At 40.1% G+C, this 26,320-nt stretch carries 24 protein-coding genes; 18 read left to right on the top strand and 6 right to left on the bottom strand.

Going from position 1 to position 26,320, the window contains the following annotated elements; all coding sequences use genetic code 11:
* Positions 1-79: 79 nt before the first annotated feature.
* The 4 genes from FN960_RS17735 to FN960_RS17720 all read left to right on the top strand — a co-directional run bounded on the left by FN960_RS17735 (position 80) and on the right by FN960_RS17720 (position 5,155).
* Positions 80-2,917: a 2-oxoglutarate dehydrogenase E1 component gene (locus FN960_RS17735; RefSeq protein ID WP_143850204.1), complete on the top strand. Its 2,838-nt coding sequence runs from the start codon at positions 80-82 to the stop codon at positions 2,915-2,917.
* A 13-nt stretch (positions 2,918-2,930) separates the two neighbouring features.
* Positions 2,931-4,196, top strand: coding sequence for a dihydrolipoyllysine-residue succinyltransferase (gene sucB, locus FN960_RS17730; RefSeq protein ID WP_143850203.1), 1,266 nt, complete (start codon positions 2,931-2,933; stop codon positions 4,194-4,196).
* 72 nt (positions 4,197-4,268) lie between these two features.
* A complete protein-coding gene (locus tag FN960_RS17725; protein WP_143850202.1) occupies positions 4,269-4,469 on the top strand; it encodes a DUF6501 family protein in 201 nt (66 codons plus the stop codon).
* A 71-nt stretch (positions 4,470-4,540) separates the two neighbouring features.
* Positions 4,541-5,155, top strand: coding sequence for a DedA family protein (locus FN960_RS17720; RefSeq protein WP_185971091.1), 615 nt, complete (start codon positions 4,541-4,543; stop codon positions 5,153-5,155).
* Positions 5,156-5,214: 59 nt separating this feature from the next.
* Here FN960_RS17720 and FN960_RS17715 read toward each other — a convergent pair whose 3' ends face one another.
* Entirely contained in the window at positions 5,215-6,141 is a 927-nt protein-coding gene (locus FN960_RS17715) for an aldo/keto reductase (protein WP_143850200.1), read from the bottom strand.
* A 123-nt stretch (positions 6,142-6,264) separates the two neighbouring features.
* On the opposite strand from FN960_RS17715, the gene FN960_RS17710 reads away from it, so the two are divergent.
* The 4 genes from FN960_RS17710 to FN960_RS17695 all read left to right on the top strand — a co-directional run bounded on the left by FN960_RS17710 (position 6,265) and on the right by FN960_RS17695 (position 9,873).
* Positions 6,265-7,512 (top strand): ABC transporter substrate-binding protein, encoded by a 1,248-nt coding sequence (locus tag FN960_RS17710; protein WP_143850199.1) that lies wholly within the window; start codon positions 6,265-6,267, stop codon positions 7,510-7,512.
* A 143-nt stretch (positions 7,513-7,655) separates the two neighbouring features.
* Entirely contained in the window at positions 7,656-8,462 is an 807-nt protein-coding gene (locus FN960_RS17705) for a carbohydrate ABC transporter permease (protein ID WP_438799901.1), read from the top strand.
* A 26-nt stretch (positions 8,463-8,488) separates the two neighbouring features.
* A complete protein-coding gene (locus tag FN960_RS17700; RefSeq protein ID WP_143850197.1) occupies positions 8,489-9,319 on the top strand; it encodes a carbohydrate ABC transporter permease in 831 nt (276 codons plus the stop codon).
* Between the two features lie 32 nt (positions 9,320-9,351).
* Positions 9,352-9,873 (top strand): hypothetical protein, encoded by a 522-nt coding sequence (locus FN960_RS17695; protein ID WP_143850196.1) that lies wholly within the window; start codon positions 9,352-9,354, stop codon positions 9,871-9,873.
* A gap of 99 nt (positions 9,874-9,972) precedes the next feature.
* On the opposite strand, the gene FN960_RS17690 is transcribed toward FN960_RS17695, so the two are convergent.
* On the bottom strand, positions 9,973-11,574 hold the full coding sequence (locus FN960_RS17690; protein WP_143850195.1) for an ABC-F family ATP-binding cassette domain-containing protein: 1,602 nt from the start codon (positions 11,572-11,574) through the stop codon (positions 9,973-9,975).
* Between the two features lie 204 nt (positions 11,575-11,778).
* On the opposite strand from FN960_RS17690, the gene FN960_RS17685 reads away from it, so the two are divergent.
* The 3 genes from FN960_RS17685 (at position 11,779) to FN960_RS17675 (ending at position 15,413) form a co-directional block, all read left to right on the top strand.
* Positions 11,779-12,873 carry a PQQ-dependent sugar dehydrogenase gene (locus tag FN960_RS17685; protein WP_143850194.1) on the top strand — a complete coding sequence of 365 codons (1,095 nt, stop codon included), beginning with the start codon at positions 11,779-11,781 and terminating at the stop codon, positions 12,871-12,873.
* A gap of 72 nt (positions 12,874-12,945) precedes the next feature.
* On the top strand, positions 12,946-15,072 hold the full coding sequence (gene recQ / locus FN960_RS17680) for a DNA helicase RecQ (protein ID WP_143850193.1): 2,127 nt from the start codon (positions 12,946-12,948) through the stop codon (positions 15,070-15,072).
* A 137-nt stretch (positions 15,073-15,209) separates the two neighbouring features.
* Positions 15,210-15,413, top strand: coding sequence for a hypothetical protein (locus FN960_RS17675; protein WP_143850192.1), 204 nt, complete (start codon positions 15,210-15,212; stop codon positions 15,411-15,413).
* 377 nt (positions 15,414-15,790) lie between these two features.
* Here FN960_RS17675 and FN960_RS17670 read toward each other — a convergent pair whose 3' ends face one another.
* On the bottom strand, positions 15,791-16,804 hold the full coding sequence (locus FN960_RS17670) for a LacI family DNA-binding transcriptional regulator (protein ID WP_143850191.1): 1,014 nt from the start codon (positions 16,802-16,804) through the stop codon (positions 15,791-15,793).
* Positions 16,805-17,074: 270 nt separating this feature from the next.
* On the opposite strand from FN960_RS17670, the gene FN960_RS17665 reads away from it, so the two are divergent.
* Together FN960_RS17665 and FN960_RS17660 are read left to right on the top strand one after the other, a co-directional pair.
* Positions 17,075-18,025: an MTP-1 family protein gene (locus FN960_RS17665; RefSeq protein ID WP_143850190.1), complete on the top strand. Its 951-nt coding sequence runs from the start codon at positions 17,075-17,077 to the stop codon at positions 18,023-18,025.
* A complete protein-coding gene (locus FN960_RS17660) occupies positions 18,022-19,107 on the top strand; it encodes a BtaManbiosPhlase (RefSeq protein ID WP_143850189.1) in 1,086 nt (361 codons plus the stop codon). Before FN960_RS17665 ends, FN960_RS17660 begins: the two co-directional genes overlap by 4 nt.
* 649 nt (positions 19,108-19,756) lie before the next feature.
* Here FN960_RS17660 and FN960_RS17655 read toward each other — a convergent pair.
* Positions 19,757-20,323 carry a YesL family protein gene (locus FN960_RS17655; RefSeq protein ID WP_143850188.1) on the bottom strand — a complete coding sequence of 189 codons (567 nt, stop codon included), beginning with the start codon at positions 20,321-20,323 and terminating at the stop codon, positions 19,757-19,759.
* 249 nt (positions 20,324-20,572) lie between these two features.
* Here FN960_RS17655 and FN960_RS17650 point away from each other — a divergent pair, with 249 nt between their 5' ends.
* From FN960_RS17650 to ytxJ, 5 genes are all read left to right on the top strand, one after another.
* On the top strand, positions 20,573-21,820 hold the full coding sequence (locus FN960_RS17650; protein WP_143850187.1) for an ABC transporter substrate-binding protein: 1,248 nt from the start codon (positions 20,573-20,575) through the stop codon (positions 21,818-21,820).
* A 75-nt stretch (positions 21,821-21,895) separates the two neighbouring features.
* On the top strand, positions 21,896-22,786 hold the full coding sequence (locus tag FN960_RS17645; protein WP_143850186.1) for a carbohydrate ABC transporter permease: 891 nt from the start codon (positions 21,896-21,898) through the stop codon (positions 22,784-22,786).
* A complete protein-coding gene (locus FN960_RS17640) occupies positions 22,786-23,655 on the top strand; it encodes a carbohydrate ABC transporter permease (RefSeq protein WP_143850185.1) in 870 nt (289 codons plus the stop codon). Before FN960_RS17645 ends, FN960_RS17640 begins: the two co-directional genes overlap by 1 nt.
* 170 nt (positions 23,656-23,825) lie before the next feature.
* Entirely contained in the window at positions 23,826-24,668 is an 843-nt protein-coding gene (locus tag FN960_RS17635; RefSeq protein WP_143850184.1) for a DegV family protein, read from the top strand.
* A gap of 73 nt (positions 24,669-24,741) precedes the next feature.
* A complete protein-coding gene (ytxJ, locus tag FN960_RS17630) occupies positions 24,742-25,086 on the top strand; it encodes a bacillithiol system redox-active protein YtxJ (RefSeq protein WP_143850183.1) in 345 nt (114 codons plus the stop codon).
* Positions 25,087-25,105: 19 nt separating this feature from the next.
* Here ytxJ and FN960_RS23245 read toward each other — a convergent pair whose 3' ends face one another.
* A complete protein-coding gene (locus tag FN960_RS23245; RefSeq protein ID WP_260682052.1) occupies positions 25,106-25,234 on the bottom strand; it encodes a hypothetical protein in 129 nt (42 codons plus the stop codon).
* Positions 25,235-25,569: 335 nt separating this feature from the next.
* The gene (locus tag FN960_RS17625) at positions 25,570-26,085 is read right to left on the bottom strand and encodes a hypothetical protein (RefSeq protein ID WP_260682051.1); all 516 of its coding nucleotides are present in this window, start codon (positions 26,083-26,085) and stop codon (positions 25,570-25,572) included.
* Positions 26,086-26,320: the final 235 nt, after the last annotated feature.

The following is a 26,320-nucleotide window of genomic DNA, read 5'->3' as shown; positions in this document are numbered from 1 at the left end:
TAAACTGAAAAGTGTAAGCGTTGTAAAATTTATCGTTATTGTTGTATAGAAGATAAGCTTTCTAGGGGGTTAGTATCACATGTCCAGCAAGGAGAACAATGAGGAAATGCCTTGGCAGGGGTTTCATGGTCCCAACCTAGGTGTGGTAATTGATTTATATGAGGATTTTCTACATGATGCAAACTCAGTAGATCCAGAACTTCGAGAGAAATTTGAATTATGGGGACCGCCCCCAGCTCAAATAGGTACGACAGGTTCAAGCACTGAGGCTGGAAGTGCACTTGATCCGGACATGATGAACAAAGTGGTAAGTGCAGTTAGACTTGCCGATATGATTCGTGCAAAAGGTCATTTAGTCTCTGACATCAATCCTATTTTGAAGGCAGAGAAAAGTGATGATTTTATAGGATTAGATCGATTTCAATTAACTAAAGAAGATTTAATGCGTATCCCCGTACAATTATTGATGAAGGATGCCCCATCACATATTCGGAATGGGTATGATGTTATTACTCATTTAAAGGATCGCTACACAAAAACAACCGCTTTTGAGTTTGAACATGTTCAAGACGAGGAAGAGCGTATTTGGCTTCGTAACTCGGTTGAATCTGGTGAATTTGTCGAAGAGTTTTCTGCAGAACGTAAAAAAGAATTACTTCAACGTTTAACAGAGGTTGAAGGATTTGAGAAATTTATTCACCGTACCTTTGTAGGTCAAAAACGTTTCTCTATTGAAGGCCTGGATACATTGGTTCCTATGCTTGATGAATCCATCGATGAGTCAATTCTAATTGGAACAGAAAATGTGTTGATTGGAATGGCACATAGAGGTCGTTTAAATGTATTGGCCCACACACTTGGTAAACCGTATAATATGATTTTTTCTGAATTTCTGCAAACTCCTAAAGAAAATACTGCTCCATCTGATGGCTCTGAAGACCTTAATTATGGTTGGATGGGTGATGTTAAATATCACTTAGGTGCTAATCGTCAAGTGGAGAAGGAACAGAATGTCACGACTGTCACTCTAGCAAACAACCCGAGTCACCTTGAATTTGTCAGCCCGATTGTAGAAGGTTTTGCACGTGCTGCTCAAGAAGACCGTTCGAATAAGGGACAACCAACTCAGGATGTATCAAAAGCACTGTCCATTTTAATTCATGGAGATGCTGCGTTTCCTGGACAGGGGGTTGTGACTGAGACATTAAATCTAAGCCGTTTAAATGGCTATCATGTTGGAGGAAGCCTTCATATTATTGCGAATAATAATATTGGCTATACGACGGAGATTTTTGATTCTCGTTCGACTACATATGCTAGTGATCCTGCTAAAGGATTTGAGATTCCAATTGTACACGTTAATGCCGATGACGCAGAAGCCTGTGTGAAGGTAACCAAGCTTGCGATAGAATATAGAAAACGATTTAAAAAAGATTTTCTAATTGATTTAATTGGCTACCGTCGTTATGGTCATAACGAAGGAGACGAGCCTGCTGTCACACAGCCTGTTTTATATGATGAAATACGTAAACACCCTACCGTTCGTGCGTTATACGCTCGTCAGCTAGAAGAAGAGAACACTGTAGAAGCTGATTATGGAGACAAACTGGACAAAGAACAGGCCCAGCTTCTACAAGAAGAGTATGATCTTGTATCAAACAATAAAGCTGAGAATAAACATGAGCTTTCACCTCCTGACTTTATTGTAAATGGTTTGCCTAAGGTGAAAACGCAGGTAGAGTTTGACCGCTTAAAGTCTATTAATGAGCAATTGATGGAATGGCCAGAGGACTTTAAACCAAATCAAAAGCTAGAAAAAATACTAAAACGCCGATTAGATGCCTTTTCTGAGAATGGTGCGATTGATTGGGGATTAGGGGAATATCTTGGCTTTGCAACGATCCTAGCAGATGGCACACCAATTCGATTAACGGGACAAGATACAGAGCGCGGAACGTTTGCACACCGACATGCAGTTTTGCACGATCGGGAATCAAACAAAACCTTTACGCCATTGCAGGAATTTAAAGACGGAGCGGCAACCTTTTCAGTCTTTAACTCTCCATTATCCGAACAAGCAGCGGTTGGTTTTGAATATGGCTATAATGTATTCGCTCCAGAAACACTCGTGCTTTGGGAAGCCCAATTTGGAGATTTTGTAAATGGGGCTCAGGTCATGCTTGATCAATGGGTGTCGGCAGCTCGCGCGAAATGGGGTCAAAAATCCGGACTTGTTTTATTATTACCACATGGATATGAAGGAGCTGGACCTGAGCACTCGAGCGCTAGACTAGAGCGTTTCTTGCAAATGGCAGCTGAGAATAACTGGACTGTAGCCAATTGTACAACCGCGGCTCAATACTTCCATATTTTGCGTCGTCAAGCAGCGATATTGCAGAAAAACGCGGTTCGTCCATTAATTATTATGACTCCAAAAAGTTTATTACGTAATAAAGCAGCCTCTTCAAAACCAGCTGAATTTACAGATAACGAATTTCTGCCAGTACTAGAACATACAAATCTTGGCAAAGAAGAGGATCAGGTTCAGCGTGTCGTTTTATGCAGCGGTAAAATTGGCGTAGAGCTGGATGAGTACGTTAAGAAAAATAACGAGGAAGATACAAGCTGGGTTCATATCGCAAGAATTGAGGAACTGTATCCATTCCCACGCCGTTTGATTAGGGAGCTGCTTCAACGCTTCCCGAACTTAACTGAAGTAAAATGGGTTCAGGAAGAACCTAAGAATATGGGTGCTTGGACATTCATGGAGTCACGTATCCAAGAAATTTTACCTGAAGAAGTAGAATTAAGTTACATTGGTCGGACATATCGCTCCAGTCCAGCTGAAGGTGTATCTTCTGCTCACAAAACTGAACAATCCCGCATTGTAAACGAGACATTTACTCGTAAAAACTAAGGAGGCCTTTTTCATGACTGACATTAAAGTACCAGAACTAGCTGAATCGATTACAGAGGGAACAATAGCCCAGTGGTTAAAAGAAGTGGGCGATTACGTGAAAAAAGGAGAATATATCGCTGAGCTGGAAACAGATAAGGTCAACATCGAAGTAACATGTGAATACTCTGGTGTCATTCAAGAGTTAAAACGTGAGCCTGGTGACACTGTAGAAGTTGGAGAAGTTATTGCAGTTATTGATGAGAGTGCAGATGGCTCTTCTGAAGGCAGCAGTGAAAAAACGGAAGAGAAAAAAGAAGAGTCAACAGATAAACAATCTGAGCCTCAAAAAGAAGAGAAGAAACAAGAGGATAAGAAAGAAGAGCCAGCTGCTTCGACGGAAGAAGCAACTGAAGATGAGCGCCGTCTAGCCACTCCATCCGCTAGAAAACGTGCAAGAGAGCGTGGTGTGTCATTAAAAGAGATCTCTTCTGGTGGTACAATTCGTAAGCAAGATGTGGATTCGTATTCTCCTAAAAAAGACGAGCCTAAGCAAGAGAGTAAAAAAGAAACAAAAGCGCCCGCAGACAATCCAGCTAAACCAGTGGAGCGTATCAAAATGTCTAGACGTCGTCAAACCATCGCTAAACGTTTGGTTGAGTCGCAGCAAACGGCAGCAATGCTAACAACGTTTAATGAAATTGATATGACAAACGTGATGGATCTGCGTAAAAGACATAAGGATGCCTTCCAAGAGAAAACAGGCGTGAAGCTTGGATTTATGTCCTTCTTTACAAAAGCAGTTATTGGAGCACTTAAGCAATTCCCGTTACTCAACGCAGAAATTCAAGGCGATGAAATTGTCATGAAAAAATACTATGACATTGGTATCGCGGTTTCAACTGATGATGGATTAGTAGTACCAGTTGTTCGTGATGCGGATCGTTTAGGCTTTGCTGGAATTGAAAGTGGCATTCGTGAGCTAGGTTTAAAAGCTCGTGATAATAAGCTTGCCTTATCAGATTTGCAAGGAGGAAGCTTTACGATCACTAACGGTGGCGTATTTGGTTCATTATGGTCTACACCTATTCTAAATGCTCCGCAGGTTGGTATCCTTGGTATGCATAAGGTACAATGGAGACCGGTTGCTATTGATGAGACGACTTTCGAAAACCGTCCAATGATGTATATTGCCCTATCTTATGATCACAGAATTGTTGATGGAAAAGAGGCAGTTAGCTTCTTGGTTAAGGTGAAGGAAATGCTTGAGGATCCAGAGAACTTGTTGCTAGAAGGATAATAATACGATTCAAAAGAGAAGCTGAGAAATCAGCTTCTCTTCCATGTTTTAAATCAAAGGAGCTGTTTAGAAATGATACACAAAAATTGGGAAACGTCTGAAACGATTCGTGAGCTCACGTGTATTCACACGGATGCAAAGAAATATCTTGTCAATCGAGCGTTAACAGTAGGAAAAACGTATGCATTAAAAAATGAAACAGAGGAATTTTATTTTGTTGTTGACAACACCGGTAAGGTTGGAGGATATTATAAGGAATATTTTAAAGAATAACTTCAATTATCTTTAAGAATAGGTTTCCTTTTAGAGAATAAGGGTATCTATTTGCTGAGGAGATGAAGAGTATGGATGGGATTGCCCAATTGGTTCACCTGATGTCTGGATACGGGTATGTGGCATTGTTTATTTGTTGCGCCATTGGGTTGTTTTTATTTCCAGTTCCAAATGAGGTATTGCTTATGATCGCCGGGGGATTAGTTGCCTCGACTCAATTAGAAGCAGTGTCCACATTCGTCACTCTTTACATGGCCATACTGTTGCACGGAACCATTTGGTATATGGTTGGCGTAATAATCCATCATTTAACCAAGCAAGGAAAACAAATTCCGGACAAATGGAAACGAGCATATAACACAAGTAGATCATTAGTGAATCGACACGGCCACAAGGCTTTATTTATCAGTTATTTTCTTCCTTTCATTAGACACGCCGTTCCATTAGGGGTAGGAGCTTCCTCAATTTCGTTTATTTCATTTGCAGTGGTCGCTTTTTCAACAGCTGCCATTTGGTTAACCATTTACTATTTATTAGGCTTTTATTTTATTCACTTAATTGATCAAATTCAAAACGTAATGGAGCATATAGGTTTTATTGTGATTTTTGGGATGTTACTCAGTCTTTTATTTTGGTGGAGAAAGATTAAAAAAGATTCGGTTAGTAAAGAGGTTTTAAGTGATTAAAGTCTGATCCTATATAGTAAAAAAGTGGGTAAGGTCATTTATGACCTTGCCCACTTTTTTTAAGCATTTAAATTGATCCACTTAACCTCATCTTCCGTTAAGGTAATTTTTGCACCCTCACCGCATGATTTCATTTCTTTTTCATTCTGAGGTCCAATGATAGCAGCGCTTGGGAATGATTGATTAAGTACATAGGCAAGTGCCACTTCAATTAAAGTGTAGCCTTTCTTCGCAGCAAGCTCTTCTGCACGATCATATCTTGCCCAGTTATCGTCATTATAAAATACACGCACCAAATCTTCGTTATCTAACTGATCACGCGTAAAGCGCCCCGTGAAGAAGCCACGTGCTTGTGAAGACCATGAGAATAAAGGCAACTGCGTACGCTCATGCCAGTTGATCATCTTTTGATCTGCGCTGACACATCCTGGCCAATATGGCTCCTTGGCCTTAGCTAAACTCAAGTTTGGACTAGAGAACGAAAATCCTTCCATTCCGTGCTTGGCTGCATACTCATTTGCTTCCTCAAGCCTTTCGACTGACCAGTTAGACGCCCCGAATGCCTGAATGCGTTTAGCTTGCACATGTTCATTTAACCACTCTAAGATATCTTCCACTCGTACAGAAAGATCATCACGATGAAGAGCATAAAGCTCAACATGATCTGTTTTTAAACGTTCTAAACTAGTTTGTAGCTGTTCATAGATTTCTCTTTTATTAATGGTGTGTCCATTTTGATTAGGGTGACCACCTTTTGTCCATACATTAAGCTTTTCGCGATTCCCTTGATCCAACCAATTACCTATAGCTTCTTCACTTTTTCCGCCAGCATAGATAAAGGCGGTATCAATGGTGTTTCCTCCAATATGAAGAAAGGATTCAATGACCCCATTTACCGTTTCCTGATTATCAGGTGTAAAGTAATCAGACCCCATTATTAGTGAACTAATTGGTTTCTCTACGTGATTTACTGTAATTTGTTTCATCGCCAACCACTCCTCGTTACACAATATTGTAATCGGTTTCATTTTAATATAAAATAAGTTGTGCGTCCAACATTTTTGAATATCGAATTATGAAAGCGCTATCATATCATAGGAGGGGACACCATGAAAAAGATTAGAAATAGCTTATTATTTGTAAGTGGTGTGTTATTTTTATCGAGTTGTTCTACTTCCACTGCGGGTTCAGACGTTACGACAGTAACACTCTGGTACTGGAATCGCAGTTTGAGTGATGAAGTGATTAAAGAGGTTGAGAGTGAATTCCCCGGTGTAACCATCAATGCGCAGAAAATAGGTGGGGACGAATATAAGACAAAACTGCACACATCTTTAATCGCTGAAAGTGGGCCAGATATTGTTGCCATGAACGATTGGGTATTTGAGTATCTGCCTTATGAAGAGGAATTTGTAAACCTATATGATTATGGAGCTGCTGAGGTGGAGGATGACTATCTCGATTGGAAATGGAATCTTGCCGAAGCACCTGAATCGAACGCACTAATTGCATTACCAATAGATACTGGTCCAACAGTTTTATATTATCGTGCGGACTTATTTGAAGAGGCTGGACTTCCTTCAGAACCTGAAGAGGTAGCTGAAAAGATCCAATCGTGGGACGATTATATTGAAGCAGGTAGACAATTAAAAGAAGAATTAGATGTCTACATGTTTGATAACTTAGAACGAACGTACTTGCAATATTTAGAACAACAATCTGATAAATATTTCACAGAAGAAGAAGAGTTCATTGGTGATGGTGGAACTGTACGTGATGCGTGGGATAACGCAATGAAGGTTCACGAAGAAAGCATGACGGCTAGGATAAATGATGGAGAACGAAACGCAGCTTTAAGTAACGGATCAATCGCCTCATTTATAGGAGCGGTTTGGGAAGCAGGTATCTTAAAGGATGCGGCTGCAGATACAGCAGGAAATTGGCGTGTTACCCATGCGCCAGGAGGAGCAGGCAATAATGGAGGGTCCTTTTTAGGGGTGTTGCAATCTTCTGAACATAAGGAGCTTGCCGCAGAAATAACAATGAGGCTTGTCTCTAAAGAGGCTCAAGAGCGGCATTACCTTGATGTAGATTTGTTTCCATCTACCATTGAAACGATCGAATCGACAGAGCTGGCTGAACCAGATCCGTTTTTTGGAGACCAAGTCGTAATGGATGTCTTTGCATCTGCTGCCACCGAAGTTCCCTCTACGTATTACGGAGAATTATATATGCCAGTCCGTGAATTTTTTAACGAAGAGTTAGCATTAGTCGAACGAGCTAATAAGGATCCTGAACAAGCTTGGCAGGATGCCCAAACAAAGGTTCAACGTGAGCTTTCAAGACACTCTAATTAAAGAGGAGGGGATTTGTGATGAGTAGAACTGAAACGAAAGAAGCACATACACAGACAGAATGGTCAGAGAAACCGTCTCTTTGGAATGAGATTTGGAAAAATAGAGTGCTATATTTATTTATCTCTCCATTCTTTATTCTATTTATGATCTTTGGCTTATTTCCGATTCTTTTTTCCTTGTACCTTTCCTTTCACAGCTGGTCTGGACTAGGTGAGATGACATTTATCGGTTTAGCGCAGTTTCAATATCTAATCACAGAGCCAACGTTTTGGAGGTCTGTCGGAAACACCTTTGCGATTTGGTTCCTTTCAAGCGTTCCAATGTTGTTTTTGGCATTAATCATCGCTTTTCTTTTGAACCTGCCTACGTTAAGCATGCGTGGCACATACCGGACAATGTTTTTTATCACGAACGTAACCTCAATCGTAGCCGTGGCAATTATATTTGAGACGATTTTTAGTAATCAGTATGGTCTTTTAAACTATCTGTTCTCGCTAGTAGGAATTCCTCAATTAGAATGGATGAATTCATCCTTTCTCATTAAAGTGGTGATCGCTTCAATGGTTGTTTGGAGGTACGTTGGGTACAATGCCATCATTTATTTGGCTGGGTTACAAAGTATTCCAAAAAGCCTGTATGAGGCGGCTATTATCGATGGAGCCAATAAGATTCAAATTTTTTTCCGAATTACAATTCCACTCTTACGTCCAATTATTTTGTTTACCGTCATCATGACAACCATTGGCTCTATGCAGATCTTTACTGAACCTCAAGTCCTATTAGGCAATAGTGGTGGAGTAGGTGGTGCTGGAATGACGATGACCCTTTATATGTATAATGAAGGATTTTTAAATAGTCAATTTGGTTATGCATCAGCTGTGTCGTGGGTCATGTTCATTATCATTGGACTCTTTTCATTAATTAATTGGAAATTAGTGCAACGTGCATAAGTAAAGAGGAGAGGAAGAGTGATTCTATGTCAAATGATAGATGGTATATGAAAGGAATCGTTCATTTTGTTTTACTATTAGGTGTAGCTGTCTCTATTTTCCCTTTTTACTGGCTGATTGTTATGGCGACTACCACTACAAGTGAAATCCTACGTTTCCCGCCTCGATTAACATTTGGTGGCGAGCTTTGGACAAATATAAGTAATGTGCTAGCCAATATTAATTTCTTTCAAGCTGTTGGAAATACATTGTTTGTATCAGTAGTCACCTCTGTTGGTGTATTGTTTTTCTGTTCACTCGCAGGGTTTACATTCGCGAAATTTGAATTTCCGGGAAAAAATTTATTATTTATTGCTTTATTGTTAACGATGATGATCCCAGCACAGATGAGCTTTGTCCCATCTTTTTTACTCATCGCTCAATTTGGATGGGTTGATTCATATAAGGCGCTGATCATTCCTAGCTTAGCAAGTGCTTTCGGGATTTTTTGGATCAGGCAATTCTGTCAGGAGTCTGTTCCCGATGAATTGTTGGATGCAGGTAGGCTAGATGGATGTAGCATGTTCAGGTTGTACTGGAATGTTGCCCTCCCTACGTTAAGACCGGCGCTCACGTTTTTGGGCATCTTTACGTTTATAAATGTGTGGAATGATTATCTCTGGCCGCTTGTCACGATAAATAGTCCAGAGAAGTATACGTTACAGGTAATGCTGGCTCAATTAAATGGTGTCTATGATACTGATTACGCTATGATTATGGCAGGAACGCTGATGGCAACCCTACCTTTAATCATCCTCTTTATCATATTTAGTCGTCAATTCATGGCAGGGGTAGCAGAAGGGGCAGTGAAGGAATGATATTTTTAAATGGTTGAGTTGAGCCGAGAGGAGTGGATATCGGGAAAGAGCGGCGGATATCGGGAAAGAACGGCGGATATTGGGAAAGAGGGGTGGATATCGGGAAAGAGGGGCGGATATCGGGAAAGAGGGGTGGATATCGGGAAAGAGGAGCGGATATCGGGAAAGAGCGGTGGATATCGGGAAAGAGAAGCGGATATCGGGAAAGAGCGGTGGATATCGGGAAAGAGAAGCGGATATCGGGAAAGAACGGTGGATATCGGGAAAGAGGGGCGGATATCGGGAAAGAGCGGTGGATATCGGGAAAGAGAAGCGGATATCGGGAAGAGCAGAGGATATCGGGAAAGAGAAGCGGATATCGGGAAAGAGAAGCAGATATCGGGAAAGAGAGGCAGATATCGGGAAAGAACGGCGGATATCGGGAAAGAGCGGTGGATATCGGGAAAGAACGGCGGATATCGGGAAAGAGCGGTGGATATCGGGAAAGAGGGGTGGATATCGGGAAAGAGGAGCGGATATCGGGAAAGAGGAGTGGATACGAAGAAGTCCTGTAATAGTGCAAGCCTTGGACCTCTCAATTCATGAAAAAAGCTTATCGAGAAAGTCCTACGTAAAGAGACTGTCGACAAGCTTTTTTTACATCTTTGAATCTTTTATTTCACTGCTTTTGCTTGATATTCGAGGTATTCCTCATAAGAAAGCTCTTTATCAATTAACCCATCATCCGTTAATTCAATGATACGGTTTGCGATGGTGCGGATAAATTGTTGGTCATGTGAAGCGAAGATCATAGATCCTTTGTAATTAATGAGACCATTGTTAACCGCTGTAATTGATTCTAGATCCAAGTGGTTCGTTGGCTCATCAAGTAAGAGAACATTCGCACCACTAAGCATCATCTTAGAAAGCATGCAGCGAACCTTTTCTCCACCGGAAAGTACATTTGCTTTTTTGTGTACTTCTTCACCAGAAAAGAGCATACGACCAAGGAATCCGCGTAAGAAGGTATCACTATCATCCTCTGGAGAATATTGTCTTAACCAATCAAGTATTGAATCCTGATTTCCTTCAAAGAAGCTAGAGTTATCTTTAGGGAAATACGCTTGAGATGTAGTAATCCCCCATTTAAAGCTACCTGAATCAGGTTCAAGCTCTCCAGTCAAAATCTTAAACAAGGTTGTTTTAGCCGTCTCATGAGTGCCAACTAAAGCAATTTTGTCATCCTTATTCATCGTGAAGCTAATGTTATTTAACACTTGTACGCCATCAATCGTTTTGCTTAGGTTTTCAACACGTAATAAATCATTTCCAATTTCACGTTCTGGTGTGAAGTGAACATACGGATATTTGCGTGATGAAGGTTTAATGTCATCTAATTGAATTTTATCAAGCGATTTTTTTCGTGAAGTGGCTTGTTTTGACTTCGATGCATTAGCGCTAAATCGCGCGATAAAACCTTGTAGCTCTTTAATTTTTTCTTCTTTTTTCTTATTGTTATCCTGAGCCATTTTTAAAGCAAGCTGACTGGACTCATACCAGAAATCATAGTTACCGACATAAATTTGAATTTTGCTAAAATCGAGATCGGCTATGTGTGTACACACATTATTTAAGAAGTGACGATCGTGAGAGACTACCACGACTGTGTTATCAAAATTAATTAAGAAGTCTTCTAACCATTGAATAGCTTGAAGGTCCAAGTGGTTGGTAGGCTCATCAAGAAGAAGAACATCCGGCTGGCCAAATAAAGCCTGAGCCAAAAGGACTTTCACACGTTCAGAACCAGTTAGATCCTCAAGTTTTTTATAGTGTAGATCATCACCAATACCTAATCCTTTAAGTAGAACGGCGGCATCTGATTCTGCTTCCCAGCCATTTAGTTCAGCAAATTCGCCTTCGAGTTCAGCAGCTTTCATGCCATCCTCATCAGAGAATTCTTCCTTCATATAAATAGCATTCTTTTCTTGCATAACTTGATAAAGACGTGGATGCCCCATCATTACCGTGTTTAGTACCTCTTCTTGTTCATACTCAAAATGATTTTGCTTAAGGACAGCTAGACGCTGACCTGGTTTTAAGCTTACATCACCAGACTGAGGTTCAATTTCACCTGAAAGTATTTTTAAAAAAGTTGATTTTCCAGCTCCGTTTGCCCCAATTAAGCCGTAGCAATTTCCAGGAGTAAATTTAATATTCACTTCATCAAATAATTTACGATCACCATATTGTAAGCCAACATTATGAACAGTAAGCATATTTTTAGCCTCCAATCTATCTATACAAGCGAAATAACGCTTTAATTACGATTTACGCCCATCTTGTCCATTTTACAACCTTCTACGCTTGATGTAAATGTTTTAAGCATATTTATCGTTGGTCCATTGGGAAAAAATAAAGCTGAGTATTTCAAGTTTACAACAATACGAGGGAGGTAATAGGCGAGTAGGAGGTGCTCTTTAATGAGGCAATGGATTGTATACGGAATGGCTGCAGGTTTTTTAACAGCTTGTGGGACTGAATCAGAGAATGGAAATGGCGGAACAAACGGAGATGACAGTGATGCATCTGGAGTCATCACTGATGACAATGAGACAGATGGTGAGGAGGGAATGACTGTTATCGCCGAATCACTTGATTCCCCATGGGCGATGCAGCAAATAAATGATGAATGGTTAATAACAGAAAGAGATGGGGGTTTCATATCCATTGTAAATGGGGAAGTTACGGAGCAAGATTTACAGCTTAGTGATGAGGTTGTACAACAAGGAGAATCGGGTTTGCTCGGGTTTGTTTTGGATCCGGACTTTGAGGATAACCAGATTGCCTACATGTATTACACGTATGAATCCACAGATGGACTAGCAAATAAAGTCGTTCAAGTATCACGGGACAACGATACCTGGACCGAAGAAGAGGAGTTAATTGAAGGCATACCCGGAGCCGCAACCCATAATGGCGGACGTCTCGCTATCCATGAGGGAGAGCTATATGCAACAACTGGTGACGCCGAAGAACCAGAATGGTCACAGGATACAGAAAACTTAGCTGGAAACATATTAAAAATGAATCTTGATGGCACTCTACCAGACGATATGCCTTTTGAAGACTCTTATATTTGGTCGTACGGACACAGAAATCCTCAAGGCTTGGCTTGGTTAGATAATGGTACGATGTATAGCTCTGAGCATGGGGCCACTGCATTGGATGAAATTAATTTAATTGAGCCAGGAAATAATTACGGCTGGCCTGATTATGAGGGAGATGAAACCTCAAATGATACAGTAGCACCTGTTATACATTCTGGCGATGATACTTGGGCTCCCTCCGGACTCGCAGCACATGATGATTGGTTGTTTATGGCAGGTCTCCGAGGAGAAGCGGTTTATCAATTTGATACAGAAGCAGAGAATTTAGAAGAATATATTGAGGATTACGGAAGAATCAGAGATGTGCTTGTAATGGATAATAACCTCTACTTTCTCACAAATAATACAGATGGTCGAGGAACACCTGATGACACAGACGATAAGCTAATTGAAGTAGAAATTGAATAGTGATACTTGTTTCATGTGAGAGGTACGGACTATAATTGAGGTATCATACATGTGTAAGGGGGCTTTTCTATTTTGGCCACACAATATAGTCAGGAACAAGCCGTGCAATTGCTTAAACAAACCTATGGGTACGAGCAATTTCGACCTGGTCAGCAAAAGGTGATTCATCAAGTCCTCGCAGGCCATGATACACTCGCAATTATGCCGACAGGAGGGGGGAAATCGATTTGTTATCAGCTTCCGGCGATGATGCTTGAAGGGGTAACGATCGTTATTTCTCCTCTTATATCCTTGATGAAAGATCAAGTGGATGCACTCGGACAGCTTGGGGTGGAATCTACCTACATTAACAGCTCCCTGTCGTATCAGGAAGAGCAGCACCGTTTACAAGGAATAACAGAAGGAAAGTTTAAGCTTATATATGTAGCACCAGAACGATTGGAGAATCAATCATTTTATCGGATTCTATCTTCTGTAACGGTTTCATTGGTTGCCATTGACGAGGCGCATTGTATGTCTCAATGGGGTCATGACTTCCGTCCAAGTTATATGAATATCCCTTCATGGCTAGACTCCCTACCTTCTAAACCGGTCATTTTGGCTTTGACCGCGACAGCAACTCTGCAGGTTCAAGAGGATTTGCAGCTTCATTTGAGTATTCTCCCAACCCATTCAGTTGTTACAGGTTTTGCGCGACCTAATCTTCAATTTCAAGTCGTGAAGGGTATGGACAAGCGCGCGTACATTACTAAATATCTTGAACATCATCAAAGTGAACCTGGGATTATTTATGTTTCTACACGTAAAGAAGCCAATCAGCTAGCAGATTTTTTAAATAAAAAGCACTGGAATACGGGGGTTTATCATGGAGGTATGACTGAACCGGAGCGAACGGCGAGTCAAGAGGATTTTCTATACGATCGGGTCCAGGTGATGATCGCGACAAATGCTTTTGGTATGGGCATAAATAAGTCCAATGTTCGTTATGTTCTTCATTATAATCTGCCAAAAAATCTTGAAGCCTATTATCAAGAAGCCGGACGAGCTGGCAGAGATGGCGAGAAGGGTGAATGTGTCCTACTGTTTTCGGGGCAGGATATCCGAACGCAGCAATTTTTCATTGAACAATCAGAAGCAGATGAGCAGTTTAAAAAAAATGAGTTCTCTAAATTACAAAAAATGATCTCCTACTGCCATACAGAGGGTTGCCTACAGACAATGATTCTTCATTATTTTGGCGAAGAAGAAGAGCAACCGTGTGGTCGTTGCAGTAACTGCCTTCATGAGGGAGAGAGCCAGGATTGCACGAAGGAAGCACAAATGGTCTTCTCATGTGTGAAGCGGATGCGTGAACGTTATGGTAAGCTAATGATCGCTCAGGTGTTAACGGGTTCTTCCAACCAGAAGGTAAAACAATTTAACTTAGATCAGCTACCTACATACGGTCTTATGAAAAACCAAACGCTAAAGTCCGTTCAAGCTTTTATCGATTATTTAGTAGCCGAAGAATATTTAGGTAGAACAAATTCTGAATTTCCAACGATCAAGCTTAATGAATTGGCCGTCAATGTTCTGCTTGGACAACAGAAGGTGATGAGGAGAGTGGAGCCTGAAGTTCAACGACCTGAGGAGCAGGATGAAGTATTTACTCATTTAAGAAATCTTCGCAAGGACCTCGCAGCCCAAGAAGATATCCCTCCATATTTGGTCTTCTCAGATAAGACGCTTAAGGAAATGAGTCGCTATATTCCAGTAACAGAAGACCAGTTTGCGCAAATTAGTGGAGTAGGCGAGCAAAAAAAGAAAAAATATGCCCAGGTATTCATAGAGGTGCTTCAAAACTATGAGGATCAAAAGCCTGATGTAGAGATTAAAAGCGATTCGGCTCCAACTCCTTTAAAATCGAAAGCAATCACAAAGGATAATCACCTACAGACGGCTAAGCTTTTCAGTGAAGGTGCAACCATTCAACAATTAGTAGATACAAGACAACTCACAGAGCGAACGATTATTAACCACTTAATCCGTGCTGAATCGGAAGGGGAAGAATTAAAATTGGCAGAGCTAGTAGACCCCAAAAAAAGAGAACTGATTTTGCAAACAGCAGAACAAGTAGGGTCTGACCTTCTCAGACCAATTAAAGACCATCTTCCAGAAGAAATAACGTATGAAGAAATTCGATTTGTTATTGGTAAATAGACTAACTGGTCATAAAGCAGAGGTTTTTACTGCATTGAAGAATTAATCCCTCAGATTTGTGTATAAAACTTGATATCTGCCACTACCCAAGCGGACGAAAATGGAGGTACGACACCTGCGAGATGAAGAGGAGATCATTGAAAAAGTCATTAGAAATGAGCCCATGTGCACCGCTACAGGAGAAACCTACGCTTTCCACGGGAACGGCCTCAGCCCTTGAAGTGGAATTGCGCCACTTCAATGTCGGTCTTGCTCGTTCTGTTCTGTTGGAGTCTACGGTTTCTCCTTCCGCTCATATTTCCAATCAGACAAATGGCCAACATTCCTATCTAAGGAAATGAGGGCTGTTTTTTGTTTAAAAGAAGATTCATTATCGATAAAGCTTCTTTTTCAGTGGCCTCGATGGAAAGGTTCGTTGAGATATAAGGGCATAGCCCGTTAGCGATGGTGTCTTCCCGCGGTAAGCGCGCCCCCGTTATCGGGGGGCTAACGAAGGACTGATATTCAGATACCCTCCAATTTCTCCACGTATTTATGCAAGTGATCTGTACTATAAGAACAACCTGCCATTGAATCCATTGTGTATTGTCAAAGCAACATCAGCCCTCTATCATTTTTATACAATCAAAAAGCTGAAGACTGATGGAGGAAATCCAGCATTCTTCAGCTTTTCTATTATTTATTATACTTCTATGCCCCTGCTCTTACTATTTATAAACTATTGTGAGGCCTTTCCGGTTGATGCTCTTACTAGAAGCTCTGAATGGAGAAGGACTTCCTGGAAAGGCTCGTCAGGGTGTGCGATTCGCCAGAAAAGCTGGTCGACTGCTTTTTTGGCATAATTCTTAAGATTGATATCCATGGTGGTCATTTTTGGATTAGCCATACGTGAAAGCTGGCCATTGTCGAAGCTACAAATAGAAACATCCTCTGGGATACGTTTTTGTTTTGTTTGTAGATGAGTCAAAAGTAAAAAGCCAAAGCCGTCATTGATACAAAACCACGCGGTTGGCTGCTCATTCAGTGTATCAACAGATTTGCTAATCGCTTCACTTGCCTCGTCCACATTCGTTAAAAGCCAATCAGTTGTTGGAGAAATGTGACCATGCTTTAAGGCAAGCAAATACCCTTCAAACCGCTCCTGGTAACTTGGAGAGCGATCAACATCCCCTAGAAAACCAATCCGTTTGTGACCAAGCTCAATCAAATGATGCACCGCATTATGAGCAGCAAACCGATTATTTATAAGAACCGAATCTGTCATGTTAAAAGGATCATGGTGATCAATCAAAACAGTTGGGAGATTAAATGTTAATAAGTGGTTAATATAATCAGTACTAATATGAGACAAAATTAATAACCCGTCTACATCACCTTGTTCGATAAACGGCGCCGTATAGAAATTATTTTTTTGTTGTTCATTAATGGATTGAATAAGTAGGTTCATACCCCGTTTGTTTAATTCTTGTTCAATAGTTAGATAGATTTCTCCAAAAAAACTAAGTGAAAAAACAAAATCAGAAGCGATAAGCGCTATATTTCCGGAAGTGTGAATAGGAGAGGTAGATGGCTTTCCTTTGGAATAGTAATAACCAAGTTCATTCGCTTTTTGTTGAATTTTATCTCTGGTTATCTCGCTTACTCCAGGCTTACCAGATAATGCTTGAGAGACAGAATTCTTGGAAATATTTAGCTCATTAGCAATATCCTGCATTGTTATTTTACGTGCCATACAATCAACTCTTTCATCTAAGTTTAATAATAAAGATCTATAAATTAACAATTAAGTCCAAATTGTAGGAAACTCTGTCACTTGACTTTTTCAATATAGTATATTGTTACCAGAAAGTAAAACAAAATCATTTTGTCATCAAGAAATAAACAAAAATAAAAGAGTTGACGCTTGATAAAGATGACTGTAACATAATTAATAATGTTATTATAACTTATTTTGTAATGTTTTGTCATGAAATAATAATGAAATTCAAGGGGTGTCATGAATATGTTATCAAATACAGGACTAAAAACGTGTTCCATATTGCTACAAGAGTATGAAAGTAAGCGAAAAGCAGGCGGTTCTGAGAAAATAATCTTTCAAGGGGTAGGGAATCGAGACGTGTACAATATTTCCGCACCGTTTTTAGAGCAGGGGAAGGAAATGATAGCGGGGAGAGTAGAAAGCCGTGATAGTGAATGGTCTGAAGTGTATTTCTTTGAAAGAAAAGGGGATGCATGGACTCCCGTTGAGGACGCTCCTGTTTATTCATTACAGGATCCTTTTTTCACAAAAATAAGCGGAGAGCTTGTAATTGGTGGGGTAGAAGTATTCCCTCACCCCGAAATTAAAGATGCCCTTGCCTGGAGAACGATTTTTTATAAGGGGCAGGATATTAATAATCTTGAGCTTGTCTTCAAAGGACCAGATGGAATGAAGGATTTGCGACTAATTGAATTAGCAGATGGCAGCATCGGTGTTTTTACGAGACCGCAAGGCGAAAAAGGCGGTAGAGGGAAAATTGGTTATATGTCTGTTCGTTCGTTAGAGGAATTAACAATAAACAAGGTAGAACAAGCTCCACTTTTAGATGGGCAGTTTACCGAGGACGAGTGGGGTGGTTGTAATGAGTTACATCTGCTTGAAAATGGATATGTAGGTATACTTGGTCATATTGCTTGTTTTGACAAGTATGATAACCGTCATTATTATCCGATGGCATTTGCATTCGACCCTGCTACAAACACATTTACTGATATGAAAATTATTGCTCAAAGAGCTGATTTTCTTCCTGGTGAAGCGAAGCGATTGGACTTAGAGGACGTTGTATTTAGTGGTGGTCTGATTCGTAAAGGTTCTGGGAGAGCGGTACTTTATGCAGGTATCAGTGATGCGGAGGCTCAACGGATTGAACTTGAAGATCCATTTCTTGAATACGAGGGAGGAGACCCTCGATGAAGATCGTTCGATATGAAAATAATCCAATTATCACGCCAATGGATGTCACTCCTCACCGGGAAGATTTTGAAGTAATTGGTGCTTTTAATGCAGGTGTTATTGAATATGAGGGAGAAACGCTACTGCTATTACGTGTGGCGGAGCGTCCGATTAATCATGATGACACCACAATTAAAGCGCCTATATTAAATGAGCAAACAAAAGAGCTTGAAATCATAGAGCTTTCTTTAGATGATACGAGATATGATTTCACTGACCCACGAACCATTCGTCATGCTGGAGAAGATAAGTCGAGCTTTTGTTATTTGACGTCTTTATCATATATTCGTATTGCCAGAAGTTCAGACGGTAAGCATTTTTCAGTTGATCCAGAGCCATTTATTTATCCAACAGACAAACTAGAGACGTTTGGAATTGAAGACCCACGAGTCACACTAATTGAAGGTACATATTACATTTATTTTAGTGCGATTTCTCCAGTAGGAGTGGGCGAATCTTTAGTTTCAACAACAGATTTTAAACAGATTACTCATCATGGTATGATTTTCGCTCCAGAGAACAAAGATGTGCTGCTATTCCCCGAGAAGATAAACGGGAAATATTATGCCTTGCATCGACCTGTGCCTAAAAGTACTGGGAAGCCTGAGATGTGGATCGCTGAGTCGGATAATTTGCTATATTGGGGAAATCATAGGCATCTTATTGGGTTACGCCCTGGGATGTGGGATAGCGGAAGAATTGGTGGGGGCGCTGTACCATTTAAAACAGATAAGGGTTGGTTAGAGCTCTATCACGGGGCTTCGACAGATAATCGTTATTGCATGGGTGCCTTATTACTTGATTTATATGATCCGTCTAAAGTCATCGCCAGGTCAACAGTGCCTATTCTGGAGCCTGAAGAAGATTATGAAGTTGAAGGATTTTTTGGAGATGTTGTCTTTTCATGTGGCGTCATTGTAAAAGGTGATGTTGTGCGAATGTACTATGGGGTTGCTGATACATCAATGGCATGCGCGGAGCTTTCATTAAATGAAATCTTACACTCACTTGAATATGATAAAGAAATGGTAATGTCTAAATAAGACGTTAATCCAAGAGGCTGGGACAAAAAAATATAACTAATCTAAAAGCTGAAGAATGTTGGAGTCTCTCCATTCATTGTTCGGCTTTTTTTATTGTACAAACAAGGATAGATATCGCTCCGTAAATTTACTCTGCTTGTAAAATAAGGGGGAATTGGAGGGTATCTGAGTGTAGGTGTATCGCTTCCGCTCCCGAAAATGGGAAAATGCTTACCGCGGGAGTACCTGATTAAACAAAAAAACAACCCTCATTTCTTTATACAGGAATGTTGGTCATTTGTCTGATCGGGAACAGGAGCGGAAGGAGAAAACGTAGACTCCTACGGAACAGAACGCGTCTGAAGCCCTTGAAGTGGCGCTCTTCCACTTCAAGGGCTGAGGCCGTTCCCGTGGAAAGCGAAGTTTTCTCCTGTAGCGGTGCATAAGCTCATTTCTAGATGACTTTTTCAGTAGCCTCCTGTTCGTCCGCATGTATCTAGGGTATAAGATATTACACATGCAGGATCTAAGTAACTTTCTTACATAAGAAAATGGTTTTAATTTGAATGTAGCAAGTGAGAGGGAAATAGTTCAACTTCTAAAGTACAGCACATGACGGTCCACTCTACAGCAGTTACATCGGTCGTCTTTTTATCAGAAAGATAGAGTTCTAATCATGTAAGCGATGCTGCATAAGTAGCATGTGAATCGGTAGAGTAAAAAATATAAAAGCGATAACAGTTGGTAGGCTAATGAGTAGTACAAGAGTTAGGGGCCATATGATAAGCAATTCTCGCCAAAAATCTTGACGAATCTGCTGCACTCGCTTGAAGAAGGTACCTTTTAAACTAGCTGTATACGTAAGGGTGGCAAACACTGATTGGGAGAAAAGAATCCAGCCTAAAAACGTATAAAAACAAAGAATGGCATAAGCCTTTAATAAGAAATGATCCATCTGGAAAAAATAAAAGAAATTACCTAGAAGTACGAGTGTCGGGATCAAGAGAAGCCATTGCAGGACAAAGGCTTTCCAAAAAAATAGTCTAACCCCTTTGAAATAACCAATAAGACGATGATCATGACTTGTTGTTAATTGTTTCATGTAATAAGCATAACCAGCTGTAGCAGGTCCAACTGTAATAAGGGGTAGGGAACAAAAAAGCCAAAGAACACCTACAACGAGAATTTTAAATAAGTAGAAAAAATAATCTTTAAACGTTTTAGAAAAAATATTCATAGCTCGAAGCTCCTTTCAATCATTATCAGTATAGCATTTAGTAATGAGAAATAATATAGTAACGTTACATAATGACAGGTTATAAAAATAATTATTGACTATTTGTAATGCTTTATATAGACTTTAAGTAACGTTACATTGAGTGATTTTATCACTGCGCTTTTTGAAAACAGGTGAGAATTATAATCTGTAATGAAAACGCTTGCTCACCGAACAAATTTGTATAGAACTTCAAGAGGGGGAAGTTAGATGAAAAAGAGATGGCTAGGTCCAGTTGCTGGAGCAACGTTGGCACTTATTTTGACAGGTTGTGGTGGTGACTCGAGTAGTGGAGAAGGTAGCAAAGCAACCATTGATTTTGCAGCCTGGGGTGGACCAGAAGAAATTAAGGAGCTCCAAGGGCTTGTAGATGAGGTGAATGATGCAGCTGAAAACTACGAAATAAAATTAATTACCATCGCTGATGATTATCCAACGGCGATTCAAACAAGAATTGCAGGTAATAATGCTCCAGATATTTTTTATCTATCTCAAGAGTGGATTTCTACTTATGCAGAATCAGAAGTACTAGTTGATTTAACAGAATATGTAGAAGCTGATGAAAAAATAAATCTTGATACTTATTATGAAGATACGTTAACTCCATCCACGTATGAAGGAAGTTTATATGGCTTACCGTGGATTTCAAATCCTGTCATCTTATATTACAACACGGATATCTTTGATGAAGCAGGTATGGATTATCCCGATGAGAGCTGGGACCTAGATACTTTTCGTCAGGCGGCAATTGAACTAACACAGGATATTAATGGCGATGGCAGGTTAGATCAATGGGGCTTTACTACACATGGCTGGCCTCCAACACACCAATGGATCTGGGCAATGGGTGGAGATGTAATAACAGAAGATGGCGAAGTTGTTATTGATTCTCCAGAGTCGATTGCTGGAATTGAAGTATTACACAGCATCTTAAATGAAGATGGAAGTATTCCGGCAGCAAGCACGGTCGAGCAGCAAGGATTAGCGGAAATGTTTAAAGCGGGTCGCGTGGCTATGTTTATGGGAGGAGCGGCTGATGATCTTGATCGTGTCGAGGGCTTAAATGTAGAAGCTACCGTGGTTCCACAAGGTGAGCAGCGTGCCACATTTAACTGGCTAGCTTCCATTGTAGCGAGTGCACAAACAGAGGATCCTGATGTAGCTTACGAGGCTCTTCGTGATATGACACAGCGTATTCAGGAATGGAAAATTGTCCCGCCAAATAGTGAATTAGCCGATTCTATAAAAGATATTGAACCACGTAAAAAAGATTCAGCGATTGAGGCCATGACAGCGTCTATGGAGTTTGCGCGCGGATTCACACCGCATCCTAAGCAACAGCAAATTGATACAATTGTTTATGATCACCTTACAAGTCAATTGATTGAAGGAAATGGGACCCCTGAAGAACTGGCTACTAAAACGGCTGAAGAATTGCGTAAGCTTTTAGAGGATTAATCGCAGCTTGTCATAAGGATCAAAGGTATCTCTTTGATCCTTTTATGTAGCGTGTGGAGAAAGGGGTAAAACAAAATGAATCATCAAAAGAAACGCCAGATTAAGAAAAATCTCGAAGGCTACTTATTTATTTCACCATGGCTACTTGGCATGCTGTTATTTACTGTGGGTCCGGTCATTGCTTCTTTTTATATAAGCTTTACAGATTGGAATACCTTTCAAAGCCCGAGTTTTGTTGGGGTTAGTAACTATGTTGAGTTAAGCCAAGATGAAAAGTTTTGGCAATCCTTAAAGGTTACGTTTACCTTTGCTGCGTTTAGTGTTCCGCTTAACTTAGCTGGAGGGCTGTTAACGGCAATGTTACTAAACCAAAAAGTACAAGGTGTGAAGCTATTCCGTACGATCTTTTATCTGCCAGCTGTTGTATCTGGTGTTGCAACAGCCTTGCTATGGAGATGGATTTTCAACTCAGATGTTGGCCTAATTAATACAATATTATTGAAAATAGGAATTGAGGGGCCGAACTGGCTTGGAGATCCGAACTTTGTTTTGCCTTCATATATAATTATGAGTTTATGGGGATTTGGAAATGCCATGCTTATTTTCTTGGCGGCATTACAAGACTTACCGAAACATCTTTATGAGGCTGCTGATTTAGATGGGGCGAGTATATTACGTAAGTTCTGGCATATTACACTGCCACAATTATCACCGATTGTCTTATTTAACTTAATCATGGGAATTATTGCGGCAATGAAAATATTTACAGAGGCTTATATTATTGGTGGGGCGAATGACGCAGGTTTATTCTATATGCTTTATTTATGGCAAAATGCATTTCAATTTATGCGAATGGGTTATGCATCAGCGATGGCCTGGGTGTTCTTTGTCATTATTCTTCTTATTACATTGCTAGTTATTAAGTCTTCACCTCTTTGGGTGTATTACGAAGGGAAGAAGAAATAATGAAGCATATAAATACTCGATCTGAAACAAATCAAAAGAAACTAAGTAAGATAACCAAAAAAACGGGTATCTATTTATCGTTACTCGCAATGAGCTTTATATTTCTAGTTCCGTTTATGTGGATGGTGTCAACGTCCTTAAAGGATTCAAGTGAGATCTTTCAATTCCCACCGCAATGGATTCCAAATCCCGTCGTGTGGAGTAACTATATTGAAGCCATGACGTTTGCTCCTTTTCACCGCTTTTTTGCTAATTCCTTTATCATTGCTACGCTATCGATGATCGGTGAAGTGTTCACAGGCGCATTAGTAGCTTATGGTTTTGCCAAGCTAGAATTTAAAGGGAGAAATGTGCTTTTTATTGTTGTATTAGCAACCATGATGCTTCCTGGAGAAGTAACAATGATTCCAGTTTTTATTATGTTTAGTTCGATAGGTTGGGTTGACACATTTCTACCACTCATTGTTCCATCATATTTTGGTGGTGGTGCTTTCTTTATATTTATGTTACGTCAGTTCTTTCTTGGGATTCCAAATGAACTTGAAGAAGCAGCAAGAATGGATGGGTGTAATACGTTCCAGATTTTTTATCGCATTGTTTTACCGTTATCAAAACCAGCGCTTGCCGTTGTAGCTATTTTCTCGTTTCACGGTAAATGGAATGATTTTCTTGGACCGCTTATTTATCTTAATTCGATGGAAAACTATACGGTTCAATTAGGTCTTGCTATGTTCCAAGGAATGTTTCAAACAGAGTGGTCTTTATTAATGGCCGCCTCGATTGTTGCTTTATTACCTGTATTAATTATTTTCTTTGTCTTCCAAAAATACTTCATTGAAGGAATTAAATTAACAGGAGTAAAAGGGTAAAAAAGCTTATAAAAGTATTGAGTTGATATATTCATCAATTTGTCAACGCTTTTATCTTGTCAATAAACACAGCAATGGTATAATAAAAAAAGCTTGAGTGTCAGATGAGCAGGGTTACTGCCTGATATTTAGGCTTTTTTTAACGTCTTTCTGGCCCAAGGAGAAAATTTATGATTAAAATTGTAACCGATTCAACGTGTGACCTAACGAGAGAAAGAGTAAAAGAGCTTGATATACAAGTGGTACCGTTATCCATTCAGGCTAATGGAGAAACCTATTTAGATGGTGTTGATCTAAGTCCTGAGGAATTTGTAGATTTATTAGCCATTTCTTCTGAACTTCCGAGAAGCTCGCAACCGTCCGTTGGTTCATTCCAGCAGGTGTATGAGCAGTTAGAAGCTCAACATCCAGGGGTGCAAATTCTATCTATACATATGACATCAAAGATGAGTGGAACCTTCCAATCTGCTGAGCTGGCTGCTTCGAATTCCCAAGCAGATGTTATGGTGGTTGACTCTGAATATATATCAGGAGCACTAGCTTTCCAGGTTGAAGAAGCAGCGAATATGGCTAAAGCTGGCAAGCCGATGGGGGCAATTATTACGCGTCTTCAAGAGATACGTGATCAGTCTCACCTTTATATTATGCTAGACACTTTGGAGTACTTAGCTAAAGGCGGTAGAATAGGTAAGGGGAAAGCATTAATTGGTTCATTATTAAAAGTGAAGCCTCTTGCTTTTTTAGAGGAAGGGCAGCTGTCTCCAATTAAAAATATGCGCACGCATAAACAGGTTATTGAATATTTAGTGGATGGATTTACAAAGGCGGCTCAAGGCAAAACCATAAAAAAGGTAAGTATTAGTCATATCGAAGCTGAAGGATTAGCAACACGTTTGTTTGAGTCTTTAAAAAAAGCAGTGGGAGATTTCCCATGTGTGATTAATGTTACGTCTCCAATTATAAGTACCCATACAGGTCCCGGTGCCATCGCATTAATGTATCATATTGAGTAGCGAAGTCAATTTATTTGAAACTCAAGAAAGAGATGAGTATAGTTTGGAGTACACAAAAGGAGGATGAAGTCCAATGCCAACAACAAATGAACTCGTGACAGAACAAGATTGGAAAGAACTACAGCAAAAAGCAACAAGTGAACCCGTTCTGCTTTTTAAACACAGTACGCAATGCCCAATCAGTGCGGATGCTTACAAACAATACCAAGCCTTTTTAGAGACTGAGCAGGGACAGCAAATAACGACGGCTTTTGTAAAAGTAATAGAATCACGTCCAATCTCGAACCAGATTGCCGAGGATCTTGGAGTGGTCCATAAATCCCCTCAAGCCTTTCTTCTAAAAGATGGACAGGTACAGTGGACGGAGTCACATTGGAATATTACACAAGAAAATATTGAAAAAGCATTAGAAGCTTAAAGAAAAGGCAGCAGACAATTTATTTGTCCGCTGCCTTTTTTGTATTGGTTTTTCGTTTGGATTCTCGAGCCATTTTAATATAGATAAGCAATAAACAAACAAAAGCCAATATGGAGCAAGCATGCTGCAACATTCTAAACCAATCCATATAAATTATCGCCTCTTCCCCGGATGATGAATGATATCATGCCCAATTTATAGCTCCAATATTCCTCCTATTACGTGTTCTGATTTAAGAGAGGGCTACATATGCTGTAAAAAAAGCAGGGACAAGGGGCGGGCAGCTAATGGAAAAAGTAAAGCGAACGACGGAAGAGAAATGGCTTATTACGTCAGGTCTAATTGTATTAACAGCCATGTTTATATCATGCATCGCTTTACCAGTTTAATGAAGGAAATGTACAAAGGTCTTCTATAGAAAAATACGAGCTGTGACTACTCAAGTGTCATGGCTCGTATTTTGTGTGAAAAAGTATACGATAATTAATTTTTTACCTCAGAATAGATTGAACCGCTTTGGTTAGTGTAGTCAATATCAACTTTGAAATGATGTTTCTGATAAAAATAAATGAGTCTGTCAAGATGTGACCAATCTCGTTTAGCTACATCGCCTGTTATCTGTTGAATATTCTGCCTGCCAGCGTGTTCTTTAAGATATTGCATACAGATTGAACCAAATCCGCGATTTTCTTCTCCTTTGATGTCATCAATATGAAGAGAATAAGAATTATAATATTCGGCCTGAATCGCAAAGTCCCAATGCCCATCATAGGCAGTAGAGCAGGTATGAATCATGATTTGACAGGTATGGCCATCATCTATTTGGGACACAATCACCCATTTTTCTTCTTTTGTTTGCTCAATTCCGAGCACCTTATGATCTTTGGCAATTTCCTTCATATTCTGCTGCATTCGAATCAATTCGTACTCACTATCGCTAATTGATTCCTGCGGCCACTCATATTCTGCCTCTTTCTTCAGGTGTTCCAGTACTGGCACCAAATCCCCCCTTACATCAATACTCACAAGTTTACTATTATAGAAGGAAGTAAGTTGGAAATCAAGAGCTTTGGCGAATGAAAAAATATCTAATTGGGATACAGAGAAGCCCGATCGCCTTACCAAGAGCTTGAGGGCGATACCAAGAAAGAAGCTCCGCATACCAAGAAGCTCGAGCGCCTTACCAAGAGCCGGAGGGCGATAGCAAGAAAGAAGCTCCGCATACCAAGAAGAC

This window comes from Alkalicoccobacillus porphyridii (genome assembly GCF_007293315.1).
GTDB lineage: Bacteria > Bacillota > Bacilli > Bacillales > Bacillaceae_D > Alkalicoccobacillus > Alkalicoccobacillus porphyridii.
Note: the sequence above shows the minus strand (reverse complement) of the source record. Positions and strands in the feature narration are given on the sequence as shown.